Source organism: Pseudomonas arcuscaelestis, from assembly GCF_016881005.1.
GTDB classification, from domain to species: domain Bacteria; phylum Pseudomonadota; class Gammaproteobacteria; order Pseudomonadales; family Pseudomonadaceae; genus Aquipseudomonas; species Aquipseudomonas arcuscaelestis.
On record NZ_JACOPV010000006.1, the window covers coordinates 172,970 to 194,312 of the forward strand.

The 21,343-nt window shown below is 59.7% G+C and carries 17 protein-coding genes; 5 read left to right on the plus strand and 12 right to left on the minus strand.

The window, feature by feature from the left end; all coding sequences use genetic code 11:
- Positions 1 to 118 precede the first annotated feature (118 nt).
- Both H8F21_RS11275 and H8F21_RS11280 read left to right on the plus strand, forming a co-directional pair.
- The gene (locus tag H8F21_RS11275; protein ID WP_203584343.1) at positions 119 to 1,129 is read left to right on the plus strand and encodes a zinc-dependent alcohol dehydrogenase family protein; all 1,011 of its coding nucleotides are present in this window, start codon (positions 119 to 121) and stop codon (positions 1,127 to 1,129) included.
- Between the two features lie 273 nt (positions 1,130 to 1,402).
- Positions 1,403 to 2,656 (plus strand): aromatic amino acid transport family protein, encoded by a 1,254-nt coding sequence (locus tag H8F21_RS11280; RefSeq protein ID WP_203482428.1) that lies wholly within the window; start codon positions 1,403 to 1,405, stop codon positions 2,654 to 2,656.
- A 4-nt stretch (positions 2,657 to 2,660) separates the two neighbouring features.
- Here the strand turns inward: H8F21_RS11280 and H8F21_RS11285 are convergent, their stop codons facing one another.
- The 6 genes from H8F21_RS11285 to hutC form a co-directional block, all read right to left on the minus strand.
- Positions 2,661 to 3,275, minus strand: coding sequence for a TetR/AcrR family transcriptional regulator (locus H8F21_RS11285; protein WP_203543328.1), 615 nt, complete (start codon positions 3,273 to 3,275; stop codon positions 2,661 to 2,663).
- A 72-nt stretch (positions 3,276 to 3,347) separates the two neighbouring features.
- Positions 3,348 to 4,775, minus strand: coding sequence for a purine-cytosine permease family protein (locus tag H8F21_RS11290; RefSeq protein WP_203584344.1), 1,428 nt, complete (start codon positions 4,773 to 4,775; stop codon positions 3,348 to 3,350).
- A gap of 95 nt (positions 4,776 to 4,870) precedes the next feature.
- Positions 4,871 to 6,013: an acyl-CoA dehydrogenase family protein gene (locus H8F21_RS11295; RefSeq protein ID WP_203584345.1), complete on the minus strand. Its 1,143-nt coding sequence runs from the start codon at positions 6,011 to 6,013 to the stop codon at positions 4,871 to 4,873.
- Positions 6,003 to 7,169, minus strand: a complete 1,167-nt coding sequence (locus tag H8F21_RS11300; RefSeq protein ID WP_203584346.1) for a CaiB/BaiF CoA transferase family protein — start codon at positions 7,167 to 7,169, stop codon at positions 6,003 to 6,005. The genes H8F21_RS11295 and H8F21_RS11300 overlap by 11 nt, the downstream gene beginning before the upstream one ends.
- 24 nt (positions 7,170 to 7,193) lie before the next feature.
- Positions 7,194 to 8,870 carry a urocanate hydratase gene (hutU, locus tag H8F21_RS11305; protein WP_203584347.1) on the minus strand — a complete coding sequence of 559 codons (1,677 nt, stop codon included), beginning with the start codon at positions 8,868 to 8,870 and terminating at the stop codon, positions 7,194 to 7,196.
- A 388-nt stretch (positions 8,871 to 9,258) separates the two neighbouring features.
- Positions 9,259 to 10,011: a histidine utilization repressor gene (gene hutC / locus H8F21_RS11310; RefSeq protein ID WP_203584348.1), complete on the minus strand. Its 753-nt coding sequence runs from the start codon at positions 10,009 to 10,011 to the stop codon at positions 9,259 to 9,261.
- A gap of 382 nt (positions 10,012 to 10,393) precedes the next feature.
- Here hutC and H8F21_RS11315 point away from each other — a divergent pair, with 382 nt between their 5' ends.
- On the plus strand, positions 10,394 to 11,824 hold the full coding sequence (locus H8F21_RS11315) for an amino acid permease (RefSeq protein ID WP_203482739.1): 1,431 nt from the start codon (positions 10,394 to 10,396) through the stop codon (positions 11,822 to 11,824).
- A gap of 100 nt (positions 11,825 to 11,924) precedes the next feature.
- Here H8F21_RS11315 and H8F21_RS11320 read toward each other — a convergent pair whose 3' ends face one another.
- Both H8F21_RS11320 and H8F21_RS11325 read right to left on the minus strand, forming a co-directional pair.
- Positions 11,925 to 13,652 (minus strand): cobaltochelatase CobT-related protein, encoded by a 1,728-nt coding sequence (locus H8F21_RS11320; protein ID WP_203584349.1) that lies wholly within the window; start codon positions 13,650 to 13,652, stop codon positions 11,925 to 11,927.
- A 16-nt stretch (positions 13,653 to 13,668) separates the two neighbouring features.
- Positions 13,669 to 14,649 (minus strand): AAA family ATPase, encoded by a 981-nt coding sequence (locus tag H8F21_RS11325; protein WP_203482737.1) that lies wholly within the window; start codon positions 14,647 to 14,649, stop codon positions 13,669 to 13,671.
- A gap of 157 nt (positions 14,650 to 14,806) precedes the next feature.
- On the opposite strand from H8F21_RS11325, the gene H8F21_RS11330 reads away from it, so the two are divergent.
- Positions 14,807 to 15,115 carry a hypothetical protein gene (locus H8F21_RS11330; RefSeq protein WP_236042976.1) on the plus strand — a complete coding sequence of 103 codons (309 nt, stop codon included), beginning with the start codon at positions 14,807 to 14,809 and terminating at the stop codon, positions 15,113 to 15,115.
- Between the two features lie 90 nt (positions 15,116 to 15,205).
- Here the strand turns inward: H8F21_RS11330 and H8F21_RS11335 are convergent, their stop codons facing one another.
- The 3 genes from H8F21_RS11335 to H8F21_RS11345 all read right to left on the minus strand — a co-directional run bounded on the left by H8F21_RS11335 (position 15,206) and on the right by H8F21_RS11345 (position 19,478).
- Complete coding sequence (locus H8F21_RS11335) at positions 15,206 to 16,339, minus strand: aminotransferase class V-fold PLP-dependent enzyme (protein ID WP_203584350.1); 1,134 nt, start codon at positions 16,337 to 16,339, stop codon at positions 15,206 to 15,208.
- A gap of 87 nt (positions 16,340 to 16,426) precedes the next feature.
- On the minus strand, positions 16,427 to 17,746 hold the full coding sequence (locus H8F21_RS11340) for an MFS transporter (protein ID WP_203482735.1): 1,320 nt from the start codon (positions 17,744 to 17,746) through the stop codon (positions 16,427 to 16,429).
- Positions 17,747 to 17,813: 67 nt separating this feature from the next.
- Positions 17,814 to 19,478 carry a GMC family oxidoreductase gene (locus H8F21_RS11345; protein WP_203584351.1) on the minus strand — a complete coding sequence of 555 codons (1,665 nt, stop codon included), beginning with the start codon at positions 19,476 to 19,478 and terminating at the stop codon, positions 17,814 to 17,816.
- A 189-nt stretch (positions 19,479 to 19,667) separates the two neighbouring features.
- Here H8F21_RS11345 and H8F21_RS11350 point away from each other — a divergent pair, with 189 nt between their 5' ends.
- On the plus strand, positions 19,668 to 20,486 hold the full coding sequence (locus tag H8F21_RS11350) for an IclR family transcriptional regulator (RefSeq protein WP_203584352.1): 819 nt from the start codon (positions 19,668 to 19,670) through the stop codon (positions 20,484 to 20,486).
- Between the two features lie 33 nt (positions 20,487 to 20,519).
- Here H8F21_RS11350 and H8F21_RS11355 read toward each other — a convergent pair whose 3' ends face one another.
- Positions 20,520 to 21,317 carry a thiazole synthase gene (locus H8F21_RS11355; RefSeq protein WP_203482732.1) on the minus strand — a complete coding sequence of 266 codons (798 nt, stop codon included), beginning with the start codon at positions 21,315 to 21,317 and terminating at the stop codon, positions 20,520 to 20,522.
- Positions 21,318 to 21,343 lie beyond the last annotated feature (26 nt).

Consider the following 21,343-nt stretch of genomic DNA (forward strand, 5'->3'; position numbering starts at 1 on the left):
GATAATTACTCGCATTATTGTAGTTTGTCTGAATATTTCGCAAGAGCTGATGCTTGACCGGTGTGCAGTCCAGGCCAAGACTGGTCAGCTACTTACCGGGTTCAATCAGGAGGTTCGCATGACCAGCAAGGCAATTTATGTGCAGGCGGGCGGCGGCTACGACAAGGTTCAGGTCGGCACCTGCGAGGCGCCAGCACCCACGGCTGGCGAGATTACCGTGCGGTTGCACGCCAACTCGCTCAACTATCACGACTTTGCCGTTGTCAGTGGCATGTGGGGGCCGAGTGAATCGCGCATTCCAATGGCCGATGGTGCCGGTGTGGTAACTGCGGTCGGCGTTGGGGTCAGTGAATTTGCCGTGGGCGACAGCGTGGTCAGTACCTTCTTTCCAGACTGGCTGGACGGCCAGCCCCTGATAGAAGGTTTCGCCACGGTGCCGGGTGACGGCATTGACGGTTATGCCCGCGAACTGGTTACCGCACGCGCTACCTCGTTTACCCATGCCCCCAAGGGTTACAGCCATGCCGAGGCGGCCACGCTGACCACCGCAGGGCTGACTGCCTGGCGGGCGCTGATGGCCGATGATTCGCTCAAGCCGGGCGACACCGTGTTGGTGCAGGGCACCGGCGGTGTTTCGATCTTCGCGCTGCAATTTGCCAAACTGGCCGGAGCCACTGTAATTGCTACGTCGTCCAGCGACGAGAAGCTCGAGCGCCTCAAAGCGATGGGCGCCGACCACCTGATCAACTACCGCAAAACGCCTGCCTGGGGTGAAACCGTGCGCCAGCTCACGGGCAACCGGGGTGTTGATCACGTGATTGAAGTGGGCGGCCCGGCCACCCTTGAGCAGTCGATGATCGCAGCGCGTATCGGCGGGCATATTTCGTTGATCGGTATTCTCACAGGCGTCGCCGGGCAGTTGCCGTTGGTACAGGCGTTGGTGCGCCAGATTCGACTGCAAGGGGTATTGGTTGGCAGCCGGGCGCAGCAACAGGCAATGGTGCGCGCAATCGATGCCAATGGCTTGCGCCCGATAATCGACAAGACGTTTGCTTTGGAGCAGATCGTCGATGCGTTCCGTTACCAGGAAAGTAACCAGCATTTCGGCAAGATTTGTCTGGAGTTCTGACCGCTTTTTTCAGCGAGGCGGCCCGACCTTGGTCGGGCTTGACCTTCGGCAGGTGCCGCTCGTAATCGCTAACTCTCTGCTTTAAAAGACTTTTTACGAAACTTCGTATCACACTCTTTCGTACGAGGTGAATGTTATTTCAAACACCTTGTGTGATATTTTGCCCGCCGCTCGAGAATTCCATGGCGCAGTGCCCAGCCTTGATCGCTGAGCCTGTGACGCATCGCTTCAGGTGCATCCGGTAATAAATATAAATACGCAGTGAGTGTGATCATGAGTGCAAAACCCAACACCGCCATCGGCGGTGCTGCCCCGTCCGTGGCTGAATCATCGGGTCTGGAGGTCAAGCGTCTGACCTTCGTTGAGGCTGTCGCCATGATTGTGGGCACCAACATTGGTGCTGGCGTGCTGTCGATGGCCTACGCCAGTCGTTTGGCCGGTTACTTGCCACTGTTGCTGTGGCTGGCCGTTGCCGGTGTCTTCACCACCATTTCCATGCTTTACGTTTCCGAAACCACCCTGCGTACCCGCAGCCATCACCAGTTGAGTGGCCTGGCGCAACGCTACGTGGGCTCCTTCGGCGCCTGGGCGATTTTTCTGTCGGTGGCGGTCAACAGTATTGGTGCGCTGACTGCTTATATGAGCGGTAGCGGCAGGATCCTCAGCGAGTTCTTCGGGATCAGTCCGGCGCTGGGTAGTCTGCTGTTCTTCCTTCCCGCAGCATTCGTGCTGTACTTGGGCCTGAAGGCCATTGGCAAGGGTGAGAAGTTCATCAGTATCGGCATGGTGTCGATGACCCTGGTGCTGGTAATTGCCACCCTGATCAATGAAAAAACCGACTTCGCCAATCTGTTCGAAGGCAGCTGGATCTACATGATCCCGGTATTCAACATTGCCGTGTTCTGCTTCTCGGCGCAGTACGTGGTACCGGAAATGGCCCGCGGTTTCAGCCACGCACCCAAGCGCTTGCCGGTTGCGGTGATTACCGGAATGGTGATCACCTTTGTCCTGCTGGCTATCGTTCCGATGTCGGTAATTGCCCTCAATGGCCTGGAAAACCAGACCGAAGTGGCCACCCTGGCGTGGGGCCAAGCGCTGGGGCAATGGGCGTTCTACACCGCCAACACCTTTGCGCTGTGCGCCATGATGACCTCCTACTGGGGCCTTGGCGGCAGCTTCCTGACCAACATCTTCGACAAGTTCAAAAGCCTGGGCTCGGAAAGCAATCCCAAAAACCGCCTGTTGGTACTTGCCATTGTTTGTGTGCCACCGTTCATCCTGGCCTACAGCGGCATGGTCGGCTTTGTGAACGCGTTGTACTTTGCCGGTGTGTTCAGTGGCGTGATCCTGTCGATCATGCCAATCCTGATGCTGCGCTCGGCGCGCAAGAATGGTGACATTGTTCCGGCCTGGCAGTGTGGCTGGATCGCTCACCCAGCGATTCAAGTAATGGTAGTTGTCCTGTACCTGTGCAGCATGGCCTATGCGATTGCCAGCGCTCTGGGCTGGTTGCCGGGCGGCTGGTAATACTTCATGTGCGAGCAGTGGTATTGCTGCTGCTCGCAATGATGCTCATCGCGCAACGCGTGAGCACCTCAGTCAGCTGTTGTTCGCCTACCTGAATATCGTTCCACTGAGATTGACCGTAGAGCATGCCGATAACCGCATTGGTGATGAGCGTGATCTCGCCGTCGGGCTTGCCGCGCTGTTGGTACTCCGTGGCAATCGTTGCACTCAGCAGTGCGTAGTAGTCATTGCGCAGTCTGTTGGCCTGTTGCTTGTGTTCTTCGCTGAGGTTCACGAACTCTCGCGTCACCAATATCAATCGGTACTGCTCATGCAAATTGAAGGCGACGAACGCTTGAACAAAGCGCCGTACCCGCTCGGACGTCGTGCTCGCACCTTTCATGCGCCGCTTGGTATCGGCCAGCAAGTCTGCCAGGGCTGCTTCAATCAGCTCGTAGAGCAGGCTCTGCTTGTTTTCGATGTGATGGTACAGCGAGCCGGCATGCAGGCCGACGTAGCTGGCCAGGTCGCGCAGGCCAATTGCCTGAAAACCACGGGTTGCGAACAGCTCTATGGACGCATCCAGCAAACGGTCGCGGGCGCTGAATGGCGTACTGGCTGACACGGCGGCTGCGAGCATGTTGAGCCCCTCGGTAAACAACAACGTTCAATGCAAGGGGGCTGTTGCCGGCCACCCTTGCGTCATTCTGATTCAGCCCGGACTGTGTTCCTGTGGCAGAATCAGTCGCTCGGGAATGCGCTGCACAGCACTTCGCGCCACCAGGTAGTACACCAGGGCAGGCACTGTGAGACCAATCAGCCACGAAATATCGGTACCCCCCAATACCTCGACCAATGGGCCGGTGTAAAAGCTGGTAGCGATGAACGGCAGCTGAATCAAAACCCCCAAGGCATAGATAACGATACCTGCGATGTTCCATCGTCCGTATCGTCCATCTGGATCAGATAGCGCCGGAATGTCATAGCGCTCTTTGGTCACCAGATAGAAGTCGACCAGGTTGATCGCACTCCACGGCGTGAAGAAGGCCAGCAAAAACAGGATGAACGCAGAGAAGTCGTGCAGGAATGAATGCCGTCCCAACAGCGCCAATGCAGTCGCCAGTCCAACCATGAACAGAATGTAGACGGTGCGCAGGCTGCGGGATATTTCCTGGTTGCCGCGAAAGCCGCTGACGATAGTGGCCAATGACATGAAGCTGCCATAGGCATTGAGCGTGGTGATGGTCACCTTGCCGAATACGATGCTGAAGAACAGCAGCGAAGCAACGACACCGCTGGCGCCCATGCCGACGATGTAGGCGACTTCATGGCCGGCAAACTGATCGCCGGCAAGCGCGGCGACGAATACACCGAAGACCATCGAGATTTGTGTGCCGATCACCGAACCCAGGCCGACGGCGAGGAACGTCTTCAAAGTCGAAGTGTTTCTCGGCAGGTAGCGGGAGTAGTCAGCCACATAAGGGCCGAAAGCGATCTGCCAGGATGCAGACAACGAGATCGCCAGGAGAAAGCTGCTCAGGGAGAAGTGCCGGTTGGCGAGCAGTTCGCTGATGTCATGGGCAGACAACAGGCGGTAAAAGAGGTAGAAAAACGCCACCACCCCGATCACGCTCGACAGCCGCCCGATCCAGTGGATGGTGCGATAACCCAGCACCGTCAGCACCACGATCAGTGCGGCAAAAATCAGGATACCTGTGGCGTCACTGACGTTGACCAACTGGCCGATGGCCTGACCTGCCAGCACCGAGCCACTGGCGGAGAAACCGACGTACATCATGCACACCAGTACTATTGGGATCACTGCCCCGTAGACCCCGAACTGTACGCGGCTGGAGATCATTTGCGGCAGGCCCAGCTGCGGGCCTTGAGCCGCATGCAGGGCCATAATCGCGCCACCGAGCAATTGCCCGATGAGCAAGCCGATCAATGACCAGAACACATCACCACCGAGCACCACGGCCAGGGCCCCGGTGACGATAGCGGTGACTTGCAGGTTGGCCCCGAACCAGAGCGTGAACTGGCTGAGCAGCCGACCGTGGCGCTCGGCGTCGGGGATGTAATCGATGGAACGCCGTTCTATATACGTCTTGCGCTGCGCACTTTCTTTGGAGGCGGACATGGCGATTCCTCTCAGGTGTCGTTCGATACGACAACCTTCTGGAGTTTCAACATTAAGGAAGGGGCCTATAGGACAGGCCCCGGTTATTTGCTTGGTTAGCGGTGGGCGTCGAGCAAACTGCGTGAAATGATGATTTTCTGTACTTCCGAGGTCCCTTCGAAAATCCGCAGGATTCGGGCGTCGCGAACATAGCGCTCAAGCGGCAGGTCACGGATGTAGCCGTAGCCGCCGTGCAGCTGTAGCGCAGCGTCGGTGACGAAGCCTGCACATTCGGCGGCGACCAGTTTGGCGGTAGCCGAATCCAGGCTGAAACGTTCACCGCTGTCACGGCGGGCAGCGGCTTTCCAGGTGAGCATGCGCGCGCCTTCCAGCTGTGCGTACATATCCGCCAGACGCCATTGGGTGCCTTGGTAGGCAGCCAGTGGTTTTGACCCGATCTGGCGTTCGCGCACCCAGTTCAAGCTCGCCTGCAGGGCCGCGTTGGCGATGCCCAGCGACATGGCTGCGACTTCCACTCGGCCGCGGTCGAGCACGGCCATCGCGGTGCTGAAGCCAGCGCCTTCCTCGCCCAGCAGGGCCGACTCGGGCAGCCAGCAATCCAGTGCCAGTTCGTAGATCGTGCTGCCGCGCAGGCCCATGGTCTTTTCCGGGCTGGAAAAGCTGATGCCCGCAGTGCCCTGGGGGATCATGAAGGCGCTGATGCCCTTGTGTCCGGCGTCTGCGTCGGTCTTGGCGTACAGCACGATAAAGCCAGCTTCACGGGCGTTGGTGATGTAGTGCTTGCTGCCGCGTATGCGCCAGCCGCCGTCTTCGCGGTGCGCACGGCAACGCATGTCGGCGGGGTTGGAACCGGCAGCCGGCTCGGTCAGTGCAAATGCGCCGAGCAATTCGCCGCTGGCGGCGCGTGGCAGCCACTCCTGCTTCTGCGCCTCGCTGGCGCCGATCAGGATCGAGTCGGTGGCCAGAAAGTGCGCGGTCAAGGCTGATGCAGTCGAGGCGCACGCGCCGGCCACCGCTTCGACCACACGGCTCATGGCCAGGCTACCAATTCCCAGGCCGCCATATTGCTCGGGCAAATTGATGCCCATGCCGCCGAGCTCGCCCAGTGCCTGCAGGCTTTCGGCGCAGAAGGTCTCGGTTTCGTCATAGTGTTGGGCGCGTGGTTGAATAACTTCGCGCGCCAGCTTCTCAGCCGATTCGACCACCGCCTGTTCGACCTGGTCCAGTTCAAAGTTCATGGGAGAGCTCCTGTTTCTGTAGTCCGAACGCCAGGTTGTCGGCACCCAGGCGCGGGGCGAGGGTGGTGGCGTGAGGTTTGTGGCCGTTGAAGAAAACCGGTTGTGGTACCAGCGGCAGCGCTGAACCTTCAGGCCGAATCAGCAGTTGGCGAACCTGCGCCTGCTCGCTTTCGGCAGCTTGAGCCAGGGTCCACACCGGAGACGACGGCACACCGGCATCGAGGAGAATGTCGCACACCTGCTCGACGCTCAGTTGGCGGGTCCAGGCTTCGATTGCACGGCGCAGCGCTGGCTCGTTCAAGGTGCGTTGTGGGTCTGTGGCGAAGCGCTCATCGCTGGCGAGTTCAGGGGTGTTCATGCACTGGCAGAGGCGTTGGAACAGCTTGTTGCTTGCGACCGCGATCACTACCAGGCCGTCGGCAGCGCTGTAGGTATCAAAGGGCGTCGAGACCGGATGGCGGTTGCCCACCAGCCCTGGTGTTACGCCATTGGCGAACAACCCGGACAGGCCGGTCATCTGCAGGCTGAACAGCACGTCGAACATGGCGACGTCGATGTATTGGGCCCCGGGTGCATGACGCTCGCGAGCAAAAAGGGCGGAGCTGATTGCCCAGGCGGCATACACGCCGGCGCACAAGTCACCGATGGACTCGCCGCTGCGGGTCGGGCCTGTTGCGGCAAAACCGGTGACGCTCATCAGTCCGGACATTGCCTGGGCGACAATGTCGTAGGCCGGGTTGCTCGACAGCGGGCCGTGCTGACCGAAGCCGGAGATGCTCGCGTAAATCAGCTTCGGGTTGTATTGCTTGAGGGTGTCGAAATCGATGCCCAGGCGTTGGGTTACGCCGGGACGGAAGTTCTCGACGACGACGTCGGCGTCACGCACCAGCTCATACAGGCGGGCACGCTCGGCACTGACCTTGAAGTCGATCTCGACACTGCGTTTACCTCGGTTGATCAGGCCGAAGTAGACACTCTCTCCGTCTTTGAACGGGCCCAGATGACGGCTGTCATCACCGTGCCCGGGCACTTCGAACTTGATCACTTCGGCGCCAAGGTCCGCAAGCATTGCGGTGCAATGCGGGCCGGCCAGAACGCGGCTCAGATCGAGCACGCGAACGCCTTGGAGCTGTTGGGTAAATGGGCTGCTGGTCATGGTGCAAGCTCCTCGAAAGTGGGGTCAGGCCTTGCTGATCATCGGCAGGTTCAAGCCTTGTTCCTTGGCGCAGTCGATGGCGATCTGGTAACCGGCATCGGCGTGACGCATGACACCGGTAGCCGGGTCGTTGTGCAGGACGCGAGCGATACGCTCGGCCGCTTCGTCGGTACCGTCGCAGACAATGACCATGCCCGAGTGCTGGGAGAAGCCCATGCCCACGCCACCGCCGTGGTGCAGCGAAACCCAGGTGGCGCCGCTGGCGGTGTTGAGCAGGGCGTTGAGCAGCGGCCAGTCGGAGACCGCATCGGAGCCGTCCTGCATGGCTTCGGTTTCGCGGTTAGGGCTGGCCACCGAACCCGAATCCAGGTGGTCGCGACCGATGACGATCGGCGCCGACAGCTCGCCGCTGCGCACCATTTCGTTGAACGCCAGGCCGAGCTTGGCGCGCAGGCCCAGGCCGACCCAGCAGATACGCGCGGGCAGACCCTGGAAGCTGATGCGCTCGCGGGCCATGTCCAGCCAGTTGTGCAGGTGGGCATCGTCGGGGATCAGTTCCTTGACCTTGGCGTCGGTCTTGTAGATGTCGTCGGCGTTGCCCGACAGCGCGGCCCAGCGGAACGGACCGATACCCCGGCAGAACAGTGGACGGATGTAGGCCGGTACGAAGCCTGGGAAGTCGAAGGCATTGCTGACGCCTTCTTCCTTGGCCATCTGGCGAATGTTGTTGCCGTAGTCGAAGGTCGGCACGCCTTGCTTCTGGAACGCGAGCATGGCTTGGACATGAACGGCCATCGACTGTTTGGCCGCCTTGACCACGGCAGCAGGCTCGGTCTGGGCGCGGTCGCGGTACTGCTCCCAGGTCCAGCCGGCTGGCAGGTAGCCGTTGAGCGGGTCGTGGGCGCTGGTCTGGTCGGTGACCATGTCCGGGCGCACGCCACGCTTGACCAATTCAGGCAGGATTTCTGCCGCGTTGCCCAGCAGGGCAATGGAGATGGCCTTGCCTTCGGCGGTGTACTGGGCGATGCGCGCCAGGGCATCGTCGAGGTCCTTGGCTTGCTCGTCGACATAACGGCTGCTGAGGCGGAAATCGATACGGCTCTGCTGGCATTCGATGTTCAGCGAGCAGGCGCCGGCGAGGGTCGCGGCCAGTGGCTGGGCGCCGCCCATGCCGCCGAGGCCCGCGGTCAGTACCCACTTGCCCTGGAGGCTGCCGTTGTAGTGCTGGCGGCCGGCTTCGACGAAAGTTTCGTAGGTGCCCTGGACGATGCCCTGGCTACCGATGTAGATCCAGCTGCCGGCTGTCATCTGGCCGTACATGGCCAGGCCCTTGGCATCCAGTTCGTTGAAGTGTTCCCAGTTGGCCCAATGTGGCACCAGGTTGGAGTTGGCGATCAGCACGCGTGGGGCGTTGCTGTGGGTCTTGAACACGCCAACCGGCTTGCCCGACTGCACCAGCAGGGTTTCGTCATCGTTGAGGTGGGTCAGGCTCTCGACGATTTTGTCGTAGCACTCCCAGTTACGTGCGGCACGGCCAATACCACCGTAGACCACCAGCTCTTTCGGGTTCTCGGCCACTTCCGGGTCAAGGTTGTTCATCAGCATGCGCAGGGGCGCTTCGGTCAGCCAGCTTTTGGCGGTGAGCGTGTTGCCGCGTGCTGCGCGGATTTCGACGTCGCGCTTGCGAGTACGGGTGGTCATGGTCATTGCCTCATTCAGCGGTAGGTGAATGGTGGTAAATCTCATGATGTATGTATGAGCTTATACCAACCTGTATGTACAAGTAGGTGCAAGCAAGGGGCCAAAACCGGATTTGGTCAGGAGCAAAAAAGCATAAAAATATGAAAATCAGTTATAAAACAAGTAGATAGATTTTTTAAAATTTTCATGGTGCGCGAAGCGATACTGAAAAAGTTGTTGCAACTTCAGCGTGAGCGTAGAGAGGTGGGGGAGATTTCGTAACATTTCTGTGCGCAGAAAAAGCGTAATGTCACTTTTCTGCCATCCCAGGCTGGGCCAGTAACAGCGCGAATGCTAATAACCAGAGACGGGTCATCGAGCGACAGGCGGGGGTCGCTCGAACGTTGCTTCAGTTGCCGACCTTACCTTCCAGGCGATAGCGCGAACCTGGATAAACCAGGCGTGCACAGCCAACCTGGCCCTTCGCCGCCCAGGTGCGTCGACGAATCAGCAGGCACGGCTCGTAGCGCTTGATTTGCAGCAACTTGCATTCGGCAGACTTGGCGTGGATGGATTCGACCACATGTTCGCCTTCAGTCAGCGGTGCCAATTGGATCAGGTAGGCGTAAGGGGTGACCTTGGTAAAGTCTTGCTCGAGATAAGCCGGCGCTACCTCGGCGTTCACGAAGCGTTCTTCTATTTGTACGGGCACTTCGTTTTCGAAATGCACCAGCACCGAGTGGAACAAGCGCGTGATCCCTTCAAGCGGGAAGGGCATCGAAGCACGAGCGCGCTCGGGCATTTCTTCGAGCACGATCACTTCGCTGCGATGCTGATGGCCACGGGCAGCAATTTCATCGGCAATATTGTGAATCTCAAACAGTGCCGCACGGCCCTTGGGCTCCGCGACGAAAGTGCCGACACCCTGCGTACGTACCAATGCGCCCTCAATGGTCAACTCGCGCAGTGCCCGATTGATGGTCATGCGACTCACGCCCAGCACATTCAGCAGTTCGCTTTCCGAAGGCAGCTTGGAGTTGGGCAGCCATACGCCGGCGCGAATCTTCTGCATGATGATTTGCTTGACCCGCGCGTACAGCGGCGAGGGGCTTTCGAGCGAGAACGACTCGAGAGATGCATTTTCCTCGTTGGATTTAGGCACGTTGTTTCCTGATGTAAAAAAGAAATTGCTCCGACAAACGTGGAGCGGAGTTTACTCTGCTGTCGCCAATACGCCTATGTGTGCAGGAAGGGGCTGCCTGCGTTGCAGGTAAACTCGCATTTTCGATCCATGAACCTTCTCAATTTGACGTCAGAACATTCCTACTTAGCGAGTTACCAGGATTTCAACGCATTTTTCGCCTGGGTCCAAACCTCTCGGCGTGGCTCCAGCCGCGCTTGGTAATTGGCCCTAAAAAGTTATGCACACCCGGAAGACACTGCGTGAGCAGCCAAATTCGACGCCCGCGATTCGAGGGGGTCGAGGACCGACTGCTTCAAAAAATGCCTTTCAACCAAAAATAATAACGAATGGGGTGAGCAGCATGTCCGTACCTCAACAAACCCAATCAGAAAGTTCCAACGGTGGCCTGCAATCCGGGCTCAAGCAACGTCACATGGCCATGATCGCGCTGGGTGGTGTCATTGGTGCCGGTCTGTTTGTCGGCAGCGGTGTGGTCATCCAGTCGGCAGGGCCTGCAGCGCTGATTTCATTCATGGTCACCGGCGTACTGGTCATCCTGATCATGCGCATGCTCGGCGAAATGGCCTGTGCTTTACCGGCGGTTGGGTCCTTTTACGAATATGCACGCATGGCCTGGGCCGACAGTCCACAGACAAGCCAATTGGCCGGTTTTCTCACCGGTTGGATGTATTGGTATTTCTGGGTGATTGTCGTCGCTGTCGAAGCGGTGGCCGGTGCTTCACTCATTCAGTTTTGGATGCCGGATGTTCCGGCCTGGGCCATCAGCTTAGTGCTGATGATAATTCTGACATTCACTAACTTGTGCTCGGTTGCGTCCTTCGGTGAATTCGAGTTCTGGTTTTCTTCGATCAAGGTCGCAGCAATCCTGGTCTTTCTCTTGCTCGGTGGGTTGTATCTGCTTGGCATGTGGCCGACCGAAACCCATCACGGCTTGAGTTCGATGTTGAGCAATGGCGGCTTCATGCCCAACGGCATCGGGCCGGTGTTGACCGGTGCAGTGGCCGCGACCGGGTTCTATTTCGGGGCCGAGATCGTCACCGTGGCTGCTGCAGAGTCCTCCGACCCGGTTCGCTCGGTCGCGCGGGCAACCAATTCGGTGATTACCCGCGTGCTGTTCTTCTACGTCGGGTCGATCTTGCTGGTGGTCACGCTGGTGCCCTGGAACTCACCTGCGATGCTCACGCCGTACTCCAGTGCGCTTGCCGCCATGGGCTTCGGTTGGACCGCGCACGTGATGAATGCGATCGTGCTGACGGCAGTGTTGTCTTGCCTCAATTCGGGCATCTACGCGTCTTCGCGCATGCTGTTCGCGTTGACCAAACGCGGTGATGCACCGCGGGGCCTGGCCAAGCTGTCTTCGAAGGGCGTGCCGCGCCGGGCGATCTTTTTCGGAACGCTGTTCGGTTATTTGTCGGTGGTCATGTCGTACGTATCGCCGGACACCATCTTCGCCTTTTTGGTCAACTCCTACGGCACTGTAGCGATCTTCGTCTACGTGCTGATCGCCCTCTCTCAGCTGCGCTTGCGGGCCAAGCTTGAGCGTGAGGCACCGGAGAAACTCAAAGTGCGGATGTGGTGTTATCCCTATCTGACCTATGTTGCCATCATCGGCATGCTCGGTATTGTCACCGGCATGGCGTTCATACCCGAGCAACGCATGCCGCTGGCACTGGGCGTGGTCAGTCTGGCGATTCTGTTGTTGGCGTTCCTCAGTCGCAGCATCTGGCGGCGGCTCAAAGGCCTGCCGGCAGTTGTACCGGTGAGTAGCTAAGCGTCACACCCCGCTCAAGTGTGTTCGGCCAAACCGTTCAGTGATTGAACGCTTTGGCCGAACGCACAAGAGCAGTGCTGTTCTGTTTCGTGATGGGGCGTTACGGGCGACCGCTGAGCAAGCGCAGGACTTCATCGAATACCGCGTTGTCCAGGCTACGCGATAAATCCAGCTCAAGGCTGCGGTGATAATAAGCGCTCAGGTCCAGACCCACGCCAAGGGCGTACAACTCAACAGTCCCCTCTTGTTCGATCTGTCGCGTCACTTGCTTGAGGTGCAGGTCGAGGATGTCTTGCTGATTGGTTTGGTGGGTGGCGCTGTCCATCGGGCAGCCATCGCAGATAACGATCAGGATGCGCCGCCGGGCGTCGCGCTGCAGCAGCCGCTGACGTGCCCAGAGAAGCGCTTCGCCATCGATGCCCTCGCGAAAAAGATCAGACTTGAGCAGCGCGGCAATGCTCGGCCGGGCTCGACGCCATGACGTTTCGGCATTCTTGTAGACCACATGACTCAGCTCGTTGAGCCTGCCCGGATTGGCTGGCTGACCCAGGGCGCGCCAGCGCTTCAACGGACGTCCGCCGTTCCATTGGCCAGTGGTGAAACCCAGGATTTCACTGCGAGCCCCCGCCAATTCCAATGCGCGAGAAAAGGCGTCAGCCAGCAAGGCGATGCTTTCGATATGGTTGCGCATGGAGCCGGAGTTGTTGATCAACAGGGTGACCAGGCAATCACTGTGCGGGCGCTCCAGCTCATGGCGAAAAATCTCGCGTTGTTCAGGGCTGATGATCAGACGACTGAGTCGACCGGCATCGATCTGCCCTTCGGTCTGGGCAAACGCCCAGCCATCGCGACGAGGCGCAGCCAGCAGGGCGCCAAGACGCTTGGCCAAGCGTGGCAGATTGAGGCCCTGCGTCGCCAGGCGACGGTCCAGGCGCTGGCGCAGCTCGCGCAACAGATCGGAGCGCACCAGGCGGGTGGCCTCACGCTCGCAATCATGCTCGCGGCTGAATACCTGATAGGAAAAAGTGTCGTTGCTACCGCGTGGATTGCCGTGGGTATCGCCGCTGCTGCTGGATTCTCCCTCGCCATCCTGATCCACATCCAATAACAGCGCGAAGGCCAGATGCACCTTTTCGACGACTTGCGAAACGGTGCTCTCGTCGTCGCCGAGCCGTTCGGCGTCCAGGTCCTCGATCAGCGCCTGTGCCTTGGCGGCAATCAGCAGGGCATGCTCAGTGAACGCCGGTTGATCATGACGACAGCGGCGCATCAGACCGAAGGCGGCGCCGAAGTGGCCGAGCAGGCTCAGGCGAGGCGCTTCAATGAGCATCTCCGTTTGTTCACCGGCGCGGCCGCCACACAGCAAAATCCAGCTCATTTGCGCCAGGGTGAACAGCAACAAGCCAATGTGCCCTTCGGTGTGCCCGGCGTCGAGAAACTGCTGGCTCCACTGCTCGAAGCGCCGCAGCATGTTTCGCCGTGCACCGGGATGACAGTCGGCTACCAACGACTCGACGCGCAGTTGCTCAAGTAACTCGAACACCAGGCGGGCGATGGGCTGCTGTGGAAGAACCTGGCGCACCAGCGCCTGGTCACTGTGTTTCAGGCGCAGCGCCAGGCTATCTGCCACGCCGCGCCAGGCAAGGCTTTCGTCGTGTTCCGGGTTGGGGTGCAGGTGCGGGGCGTGGACCGGAAAGTAGCGTTCCTGTACTTCCAGGCGGCCGCCGCGATAGCGCACGCGCCGCTCGCCGGAAAGCGCCCGCAGCGTCGCTGCGCAGAGTTCCTCGAGTTGTTGCTGACGTTTCTCGCGGCGTAGCGGTGGGGTCATGGTGGTCTTCCTGTGTTCAGGCCAGTGCCAGCAAGGGCAGCGCCGATTCGGCCAGCTCCTGGTCGAAGCAGCGTTGGTAGTATTCGGCGACGATGGGCCGCTCTGCTTCATCGCATTTGTTGAGGAACGACAGGCGGAAGGCCAGCGCCGGGTCGCTGAAAATCTCCATGTTCTCGGCCCAGGAAATAACGCAGCGCGGCGACATCAAGGTCGACAGGTCACCGCTGGCGAAGCCTTGGCGGGTCAGGTCGGCCACTGCCACCATTTGCGTCAGCAAACCTTCGCCATGGCGGGCGAGCAAATGCGGCACCCGCGAGGCGACAATGGCAACTTCTTCGGCCTGCGGCAGGTAGTTCAGGGTGGCGACGATGTTCCAGCGATCCAGCTGCGCCTGATTGAGCACCTGGGTGCCGTTGTAAAGCCCATTCAAGTTGCCCAGGCCAACGGTGTTGGCGGTGGCGAACAAGCGGAACGAGGGGTGCGGATGGATCACCAGATTCTGGTCGAGCAGATTGAGCTTTCCGTCGCGCTCGAGAATGCGCTGAATAACAAACATGACATCCGGGCGGCCGGCGTCGTATTCGTCGAAGATCAGCGCCATGGGCCGGCGCAGTGCCCAGGGCAGGATGCCTTCCTGGAACTCGGTGACTTGCTTGCCGTCGCGAAGGACGATGCCGTCTTTGCCGATTAGGTCCAGGCGGCTGATGTGTCCGTCCAGGTTGACGCGCGTGCACGGCCAGTTAAGCCTCGCCGCGACTTGTTCGATATGGGTCGACTTGCCGCTGCCGTGGAGGCCTTGCAGCATTACCCGGCGATTACGGGTGAAACCCGCGAGAATCGCCAGGGTGACTTCCGGGTTGAAACGATAGGCCGTGTCGATCTCCGGCACATGTTCGTTGGGCGTGAGGAACGTCGGCACACGCATGTTGGAATCGATACCGAACAACTCCCGGACAGGGACCAGGCGGCTGGCAGGTTCGAAGTTCAGGTCGGTCATGAATATCGCCTTTGAGGGCCGGAAAGGAAGTCTTGATTCTAGGAGGGGCGCCGGGGCGGGGGAGGGGCCAGTTAGCGCAACTGAATGCGGCCAGTCTTGTCTGGCGCCATGTTCAGGTGATAACTGGCCCTATGGTCCGGGAGCACGTCGGCTAAGGATGGTCCCGTTAGTCAAGCGCATGGCAGTTGCCGCCGAACAACCTCGAGAGGTCTACCTGATGTCCGCCGATACCCTGACGATCACCCTGGATCCGCAGCTTCTTGAACTGTTTCGCCGTTATCAGGCGCACACCCAGGTCACCCCGGAGTATTACATCGACGAACTGCTGGCCCGGACCCGGCCAACCCTGCAGGCGGTGGTCGAGGCATTGGACGAAGCTGCTGGAGACCCTGAAGCATTGGCCCAGCTGTTTGGTCGCAGGATGGCCAATCTGATGCAGCCGTCGAGTGATCAGGCCAGTGCCTGAAAGCCAATAGCCGACGCGTGTTTGAAGGGGGGGCGAAGCCTGGGCTCGGCAGAAGTTTTGGCTTCTGCGAGCTTCAGGACGTGGGAAGTGTCAGTTGTCGATGATCTCGTTCAGCGCCTGTTCAAGGGTGCTGACCGTGCGTTCGATGTTGTGCAGCTTTTCGAGCCCGAACAGACCAATGCGAAAGGTCTGGAAGTCGGCCGGTTCATCGCATTGCAGCGGCACGCCGGCCGCAATCTGCAGACCGTGGGCGGCAAACTTCTTGCCGGTTTTTATCTCGGCATCGTCGGTGTAGCTGACCACCACGCCGGGGGCCTGGAAGCCGTCTGCAGCCACGCTCTTGATGCCCTTGCTGGTCAACAAGGCGCGAACTCGGTCACCCAGTGCCTGCTGTTCGTCGCGGACCTTGTCGAAGCCGTAGGCTTGGGTTTCTTTCATCACTTCGTTGAAGTGCGCCAGGGCATCGCTGGGCATGGTTGCGTGGTAGGCATGCCCGCCCTGTTCGTAGGCCTGCATGATCTGCAGCCATTTCTTCAGGTCACAGGCAAAGCTGCTGCTCTGGGTATGCTCGATGCGTTCGAGGGCCCGGGCGCTGAACATCACCAAGGCGCAGCATGGCGATGCACTCCAGCCTTTTTGCGGCGCACTGATCAGCAGGTCGATCGCGCACGTGTGCATATCGAGCCAGAGCGCGCCCGAGGCGATGCAGTCCACCACGAACAATCCGCCCACGGCATGCACTGCGTCACCGACGGCGCGCAAGTAGTCATCGGGCAGAATGATTCCCGACGATGTCTCGACGTGAGGCGCGAAGACAATCTGCGGTTTGTGCGTCTCGATGGCTGCCAGTACTTCCTCCAGTGGTGGTGGGGCGAAGGCGGCCTGGCGGCCGGGTTCGACAGGTCGGGCCTTGAGCACCGTGGTGGCGGCCGGAATATTGCCCATCTCCAGAATCTGGCTCCAGCGATAGCTGAACCAGCCGTTGCGTATCACCAGGCATTGCTGGCCGCTTGCAAACTGGCGCGCCACCGCTTCCATACCGAACGTGCCGCTGCCGGGCACCACGGCAACAGCCTGGGCGTTGTACACCTGCTTCAAGGTCGTGGAAATGTTGTTCATCACCCCTTGGAACGTCTGCGACATATGGTTGAGCGAGCGGTCGGTGTATACCACCGAGTACTCGACCAGCCCCTCGGGATCGATGCTGGGATAAAGCTTTGACATGAGTGACTCCTGCGGCAGAAAAGTCAGCGTAAAGCCCTTCCCGCGATGGGTCGGGCGATGCGCCGAGTGTAGCGGATCAACTTGTAGTCAGGAGGTGGGGGTTGGCGCAGGACTGAATTCGCTCTTCATCTGTTCACCTTTGCGCGCGCCGATCCACCAGGCGCAGTAAGCGCTCACCGCGCCTGCGAACAGCACATACAAGCAGGTCGTCCATGGCTGCCCATCGCTGCTGCGCATCAATGCGGTGGCGATCATCGGGGTCAGGCCGCTGGCGAAGATGCCGGAGAACTGATAGACGAACGAGATGCCGGTGTAGCGTACCTTGGCGTCGAACAGCTCACAGAACATAGCCGCTTCAGGGCCGTAGATTGCCGCATAGAGAATGCCGAAGGGCACCACGATCGCAATCCACACCATGAACATATCGCCATTGCTGACCATCATCATCCAGAAGGCGGGGAAGGCAGACAGGGCGGTAATCAGTGAGCCCCAGAAGTACACGCGCGTGCGGCCAATACGATCGGACAAGGCGCCGAACATCGGGATGGTGAAGCACATCACTACCGCCGCCACCATCACCCCGATCAATGCCTGGGAGCGGGGCAGGTTGAGGGTCTGGGTCAGGTAGCTGAGTGAAAACACCCCGAAAACATTGAAAAATACGCCATCGATGTAACGTGCGCCCATACCGGCCAGGACGTTTTTCGGGTACCGCTTCATCATGTCCACGAACGGGATGGCGGCCTCGGCATTGGCGGCTTTGACTTTGGCGAATTCGGGGCTTTCCATTACGTTCAGACGGATCCAGGTGCCGACGAACACCAGCAAGGCGCTGAGCAGAAATGCGATACGCCAGCCCCAGTCGAGAAACTGAGTGTCGCTCAGTACATAGGACAGCAGCCCGACCACGCCGGAGGCCAGGCACAAACCGATGGCCAGGCCAATCTGCGGCAAGCTGGCGTAGAAGCCGCGCTTGTGTTTTGGCGCGTATTCGAAGGCCATCAGCACCGCGCCACCCCATTCGCCTCCCAGGCCGATGCCCTGGACGACGCGCAGCACCAGTAGCAGGATCGGCGCCCAGATGCCGATGGTGTTGTAACTGGGCACCAGGCCAATGAGGAAGGTGGCCACGCCCATGATCATCATGGTCATGATCAGCATGCTCTTTCGGCCGATCTTGTCGCCGAAGTGACCGAAAATCACCCCGCCGATCGGGCGGCTGAGAAAGCCGACAGCAAAGGTGCCGTAGGCCAGCATGGTGGATACCAGCGGGTCATCGCTCGGAAAGTACAACTGATTGAACACAATGCCGGCGACGACTCCGTAAAGGAAGAAGTCGTACCATTCGATGGTGGCGCCTATAACACTGGCAATAACCACCTTGCGCACAGGGCTGGCCGTGGACATGTCATTGTTCCTATTGTTGTATTTATAAGGAAGGTGAGCGCGTTTGCGCGCTGCCTTGAATGTTCCATCAGGATGCGTAGGTGCTCAGTTCCGGCAGCGCCGGCGCCACGCTATGCGGCGTGCGGACGCTGGGCCGTAGACAATCTTCAAGAATCATTGTCGAGGCCTTCTCGGCGATCATTACCACCGGCACATTGGTATTGCCCGAGACCAGGGTCGGCATGATCGAGCAGTCGACCACCCGCAGCCCCTGCACGCCATGAACACGCAAGCGTGAATCCACCACCGCGAGCGGATCGTTACCCATCTTGCAGGTCCCGGAGGGATGAAAGATGGTCGCCCCGTACTGACGGCAGAACTCGAGAATCTGCTCGTCGCTCTGGGTTTCGCTGCCGGGGCGGAACTCACGGCGAATCAGTTGCTTGAGCGGCCCGGTCTCGGCCAGCTTGCGGGTGTAGCGCACCGCGGCAATTACCGTTTTGCGATCCAGTTCGGTGGACAGGTAATTGGGTTGCATCGACGGTGGTTGCATAGGGTCGGTGGAGGTGATGCGTACGTAGCCCCGGCTTTCGGGGCGCAATTGGCAAACCGACATGGTGAAGCCGGAGAAAGGATGCACGCTGCCGCCGGCAGAGTCGGCACTGAGCGTACCGAAGTGATACTGAATGTCGGGGGTGGCGCTTTGCTCCAGTACGCGCGTGAACAAGCCACCCTGGTTGATGCCGATGGCCAGCGGCCCGCTGCGGGTCAATAACCACTGCAGGCCCATGCGCAGTTTACGCAAAGGGGAGCGCAGGTCATCGTTGGTGGTGATTGGCCTTGTGCACTCGTAGATCAAGCGGATCTGCAGATGGTCCTGCAGGTTTTCACCCACGCCCGGCAGGTTATGCACGGCGGCGATATTGAATGTTTTCAACAACTGCGCAGGGCCGATACCGGAGAGTTGCAAGAGCTGCGGCGATTGCAGCGCACCGGCACTGAGGATAACTTCGCGTCTAGCCTTTACACTCAGTGACTGGCCGTTCTGACGGTACTGAACGCCAACTGCACGGGTGCCGTCGAAGAGTATTTTCTCGGCTTGGGCAAGCGACTCTATGGTCAGGTTTGCGCGCCGCTTGGCGGGGTGCAGATAAGCCACCGCAGTACTGCAGCGCAGTCCCTTGCGGGTGGTCAGTTGGTAGTAACCGACGCCTTCTTGCTCACCGCTGTTGAAATCCTGCACATGGGGTACGCCGAGTTCTTTGGCGGCGCCGATAAAGCCTTCGGTGAGTGGATGGCGCGCCTTGATGCTGGATGCCGATAACGGCCCGTCGGTGCCGCGGGTGGGGCCGGGGCCAAGGTCGTTGTTCTCGGCACGTCGGAAGTAGGGCAATACATCGTCCCAGCCCCAGCCGACATTACCGGCGCTGGCCCAGGCATCGTAGTCGGCACGCTGACCACGAATGAAAATGAGCCCGTTGATTGAGCTGCAGCCGCCGAACACCTTGCCGCGCGGCCAGTAGATGCGCCGGTCATTCATGCCGGGGTCTGGATCGGTGTAGAAACCCCAGTTGTACACCGGGTGGAACATGGTTTTGGCATAGCCTATCGGGATGTGGATCCACGGATAGCGATCCGCAGGCCCCGCCTCGAGCAGGCAAACGCTGTATCGTCCATTCTCGCTGAGTCTATTGGCTAGCACACAGCCGGCTGAGCCGGCACCGACAATGACGAAGTCATAGGCACGTGACATCCGAAATCCTCTTCTTTTTATAGTTGTGAACCCGAATTGCACTTGCAAATTAGAACAATACATTCCACTTATATGGGGCCAGATTTAGCGCGTTGATAAGTCCACTGGCGTTTTTTCCACTCAAGGGCGAGTTAATTCATTAATAATTAATGAATTAACTCGCCATGACATTTCATCGGGTAATTGATAATGGAACAAATCAAACCGAAATTGGCAGAGGAACTGCCTGCGCCTGCCAACGCCGAGAGCCCCGATCGCAGCCTGCGCGCCTTGCTGTTGCTGGAAGTACTGGCCAAGGCGGATGTACCGGTGTCGCTGGCGCAGTTGTGCGACCGGCTGACAGCACCGAAGGCCACGCTGCTGCGCATGCTGGTAGCGTTGGAGCGGCTGGGTTTTCTGCTGCGCGAAGTGGACGAGAAGACCTACCTGCTCGGCCCGCGCGCCAGCCGCCTGGGGTTGTCACTGCTGGGCAACCCAGTGGTACTGCAGCGCAGTCGCCGCATTTTGCAGGCACTGGTGCGGCAGTTGGGTGAAACCTGCAACCTGACGGCATTGGATGGCGACAGTGTAATTTACGTCGACCGTGTGGAAACCCACGAACCCTTGCGCCTGCATGTGGAGCCTGGGACCCATGTGCCGTTGCATTGCACGGCCAGTGGCAAGTTATTCCTCGCCGAAATGTCTGCGGACCGGCGCAGAGGCATACTCAAGCAGCTTGAGCTTACGCCGAGCTCCGATCGCAGCATCACCGATTACGATCTGCTGGAATCCGAGCTGGAGCGAATTCGCGCCCGGGGTGTAGGGATAGACAGTGAGGAGTTCGTCAGAGGCATGGTGGCGGTCGCCGTGCCAATCAGAGCTGCCGATGGCCAGTGCCTGGCAGCATTGGCCTGCCATGCGCCCACGGCACGCAAAAGTCTTAACGAGCTGATCGAATACATTCCGCAATTGCAGGCAGCCGCCGCACAATTGGCGCTGTCACTGGCCCTGGATGCTTCTCGCAGCTGAGCCTCTTATGCGCCCAGCTGCGTCGTCGGGGGCTTATAGAAACAGGCCGCTCAAGGGCGAGGACGCGTCGCCGCTGAGCCGCCTTGGCATCCGTCCCGCCAGGTAGGCTTCGCGGCCGGCTTCGACCGCCTTGCGCATCGCCGAGGCCATGCGGATTGGCTCGCGGGCGCGGGCAATCGCGGTATTCATCAGCACCCCGTCGCAGCCCAGTTCCATGGCGATGGCGGCATCCGAGGCGGTGCCGACGCCGGCATCGACGATCACCGGAACCTTGGCGTTTTCCACAATCAAGCGGATGTTGTAGGGATTACGAATACCCAGGCCGGAACCGATTGGCGCGCCCAGGGGCATTACCGCAACGCAGCCGATTTCCTCGAGACGCCGTGCCACCAGCGGGTCGTCGCTGGTGTAGACCATCACCTTGAAGCCCAGGTCGACCAACTGCTGAGCGGCGATCAGGGTTTCACCGATATCGGGGTACAGGGTTTGGCTGTCACCGAGCACCTCGAGTTTGACCAGGTTGTGGCCGTCGAGCAGTTCACGGGCCAGCAAGCAGGTGCGCACCGCATCCTTGGCCGTGTAGCAGCCGGCGGTATTGGGCAGCAGGGTGTAGCGCTGCGGCGAAACCACGTCGAGCAGATTGGGCTGATCGGCCGCCTGGCCAAGGTTGCTGCGGCGTACCGCAAAGGTAACGATCTGCGCCGCACTGGTCTCGATGGCTACGCCAGTCTCGCTCAGGTCTGCGTAATGGCCTGTGCCCACCAGTAAGCGTGAGGCGTAGGGCTGGCCGGCAATGATCAGGGGGTCGGAGGCTGTGCCAGTGCTTGTCATAGAGGCTCCAGTTGGGGGAGGGATGG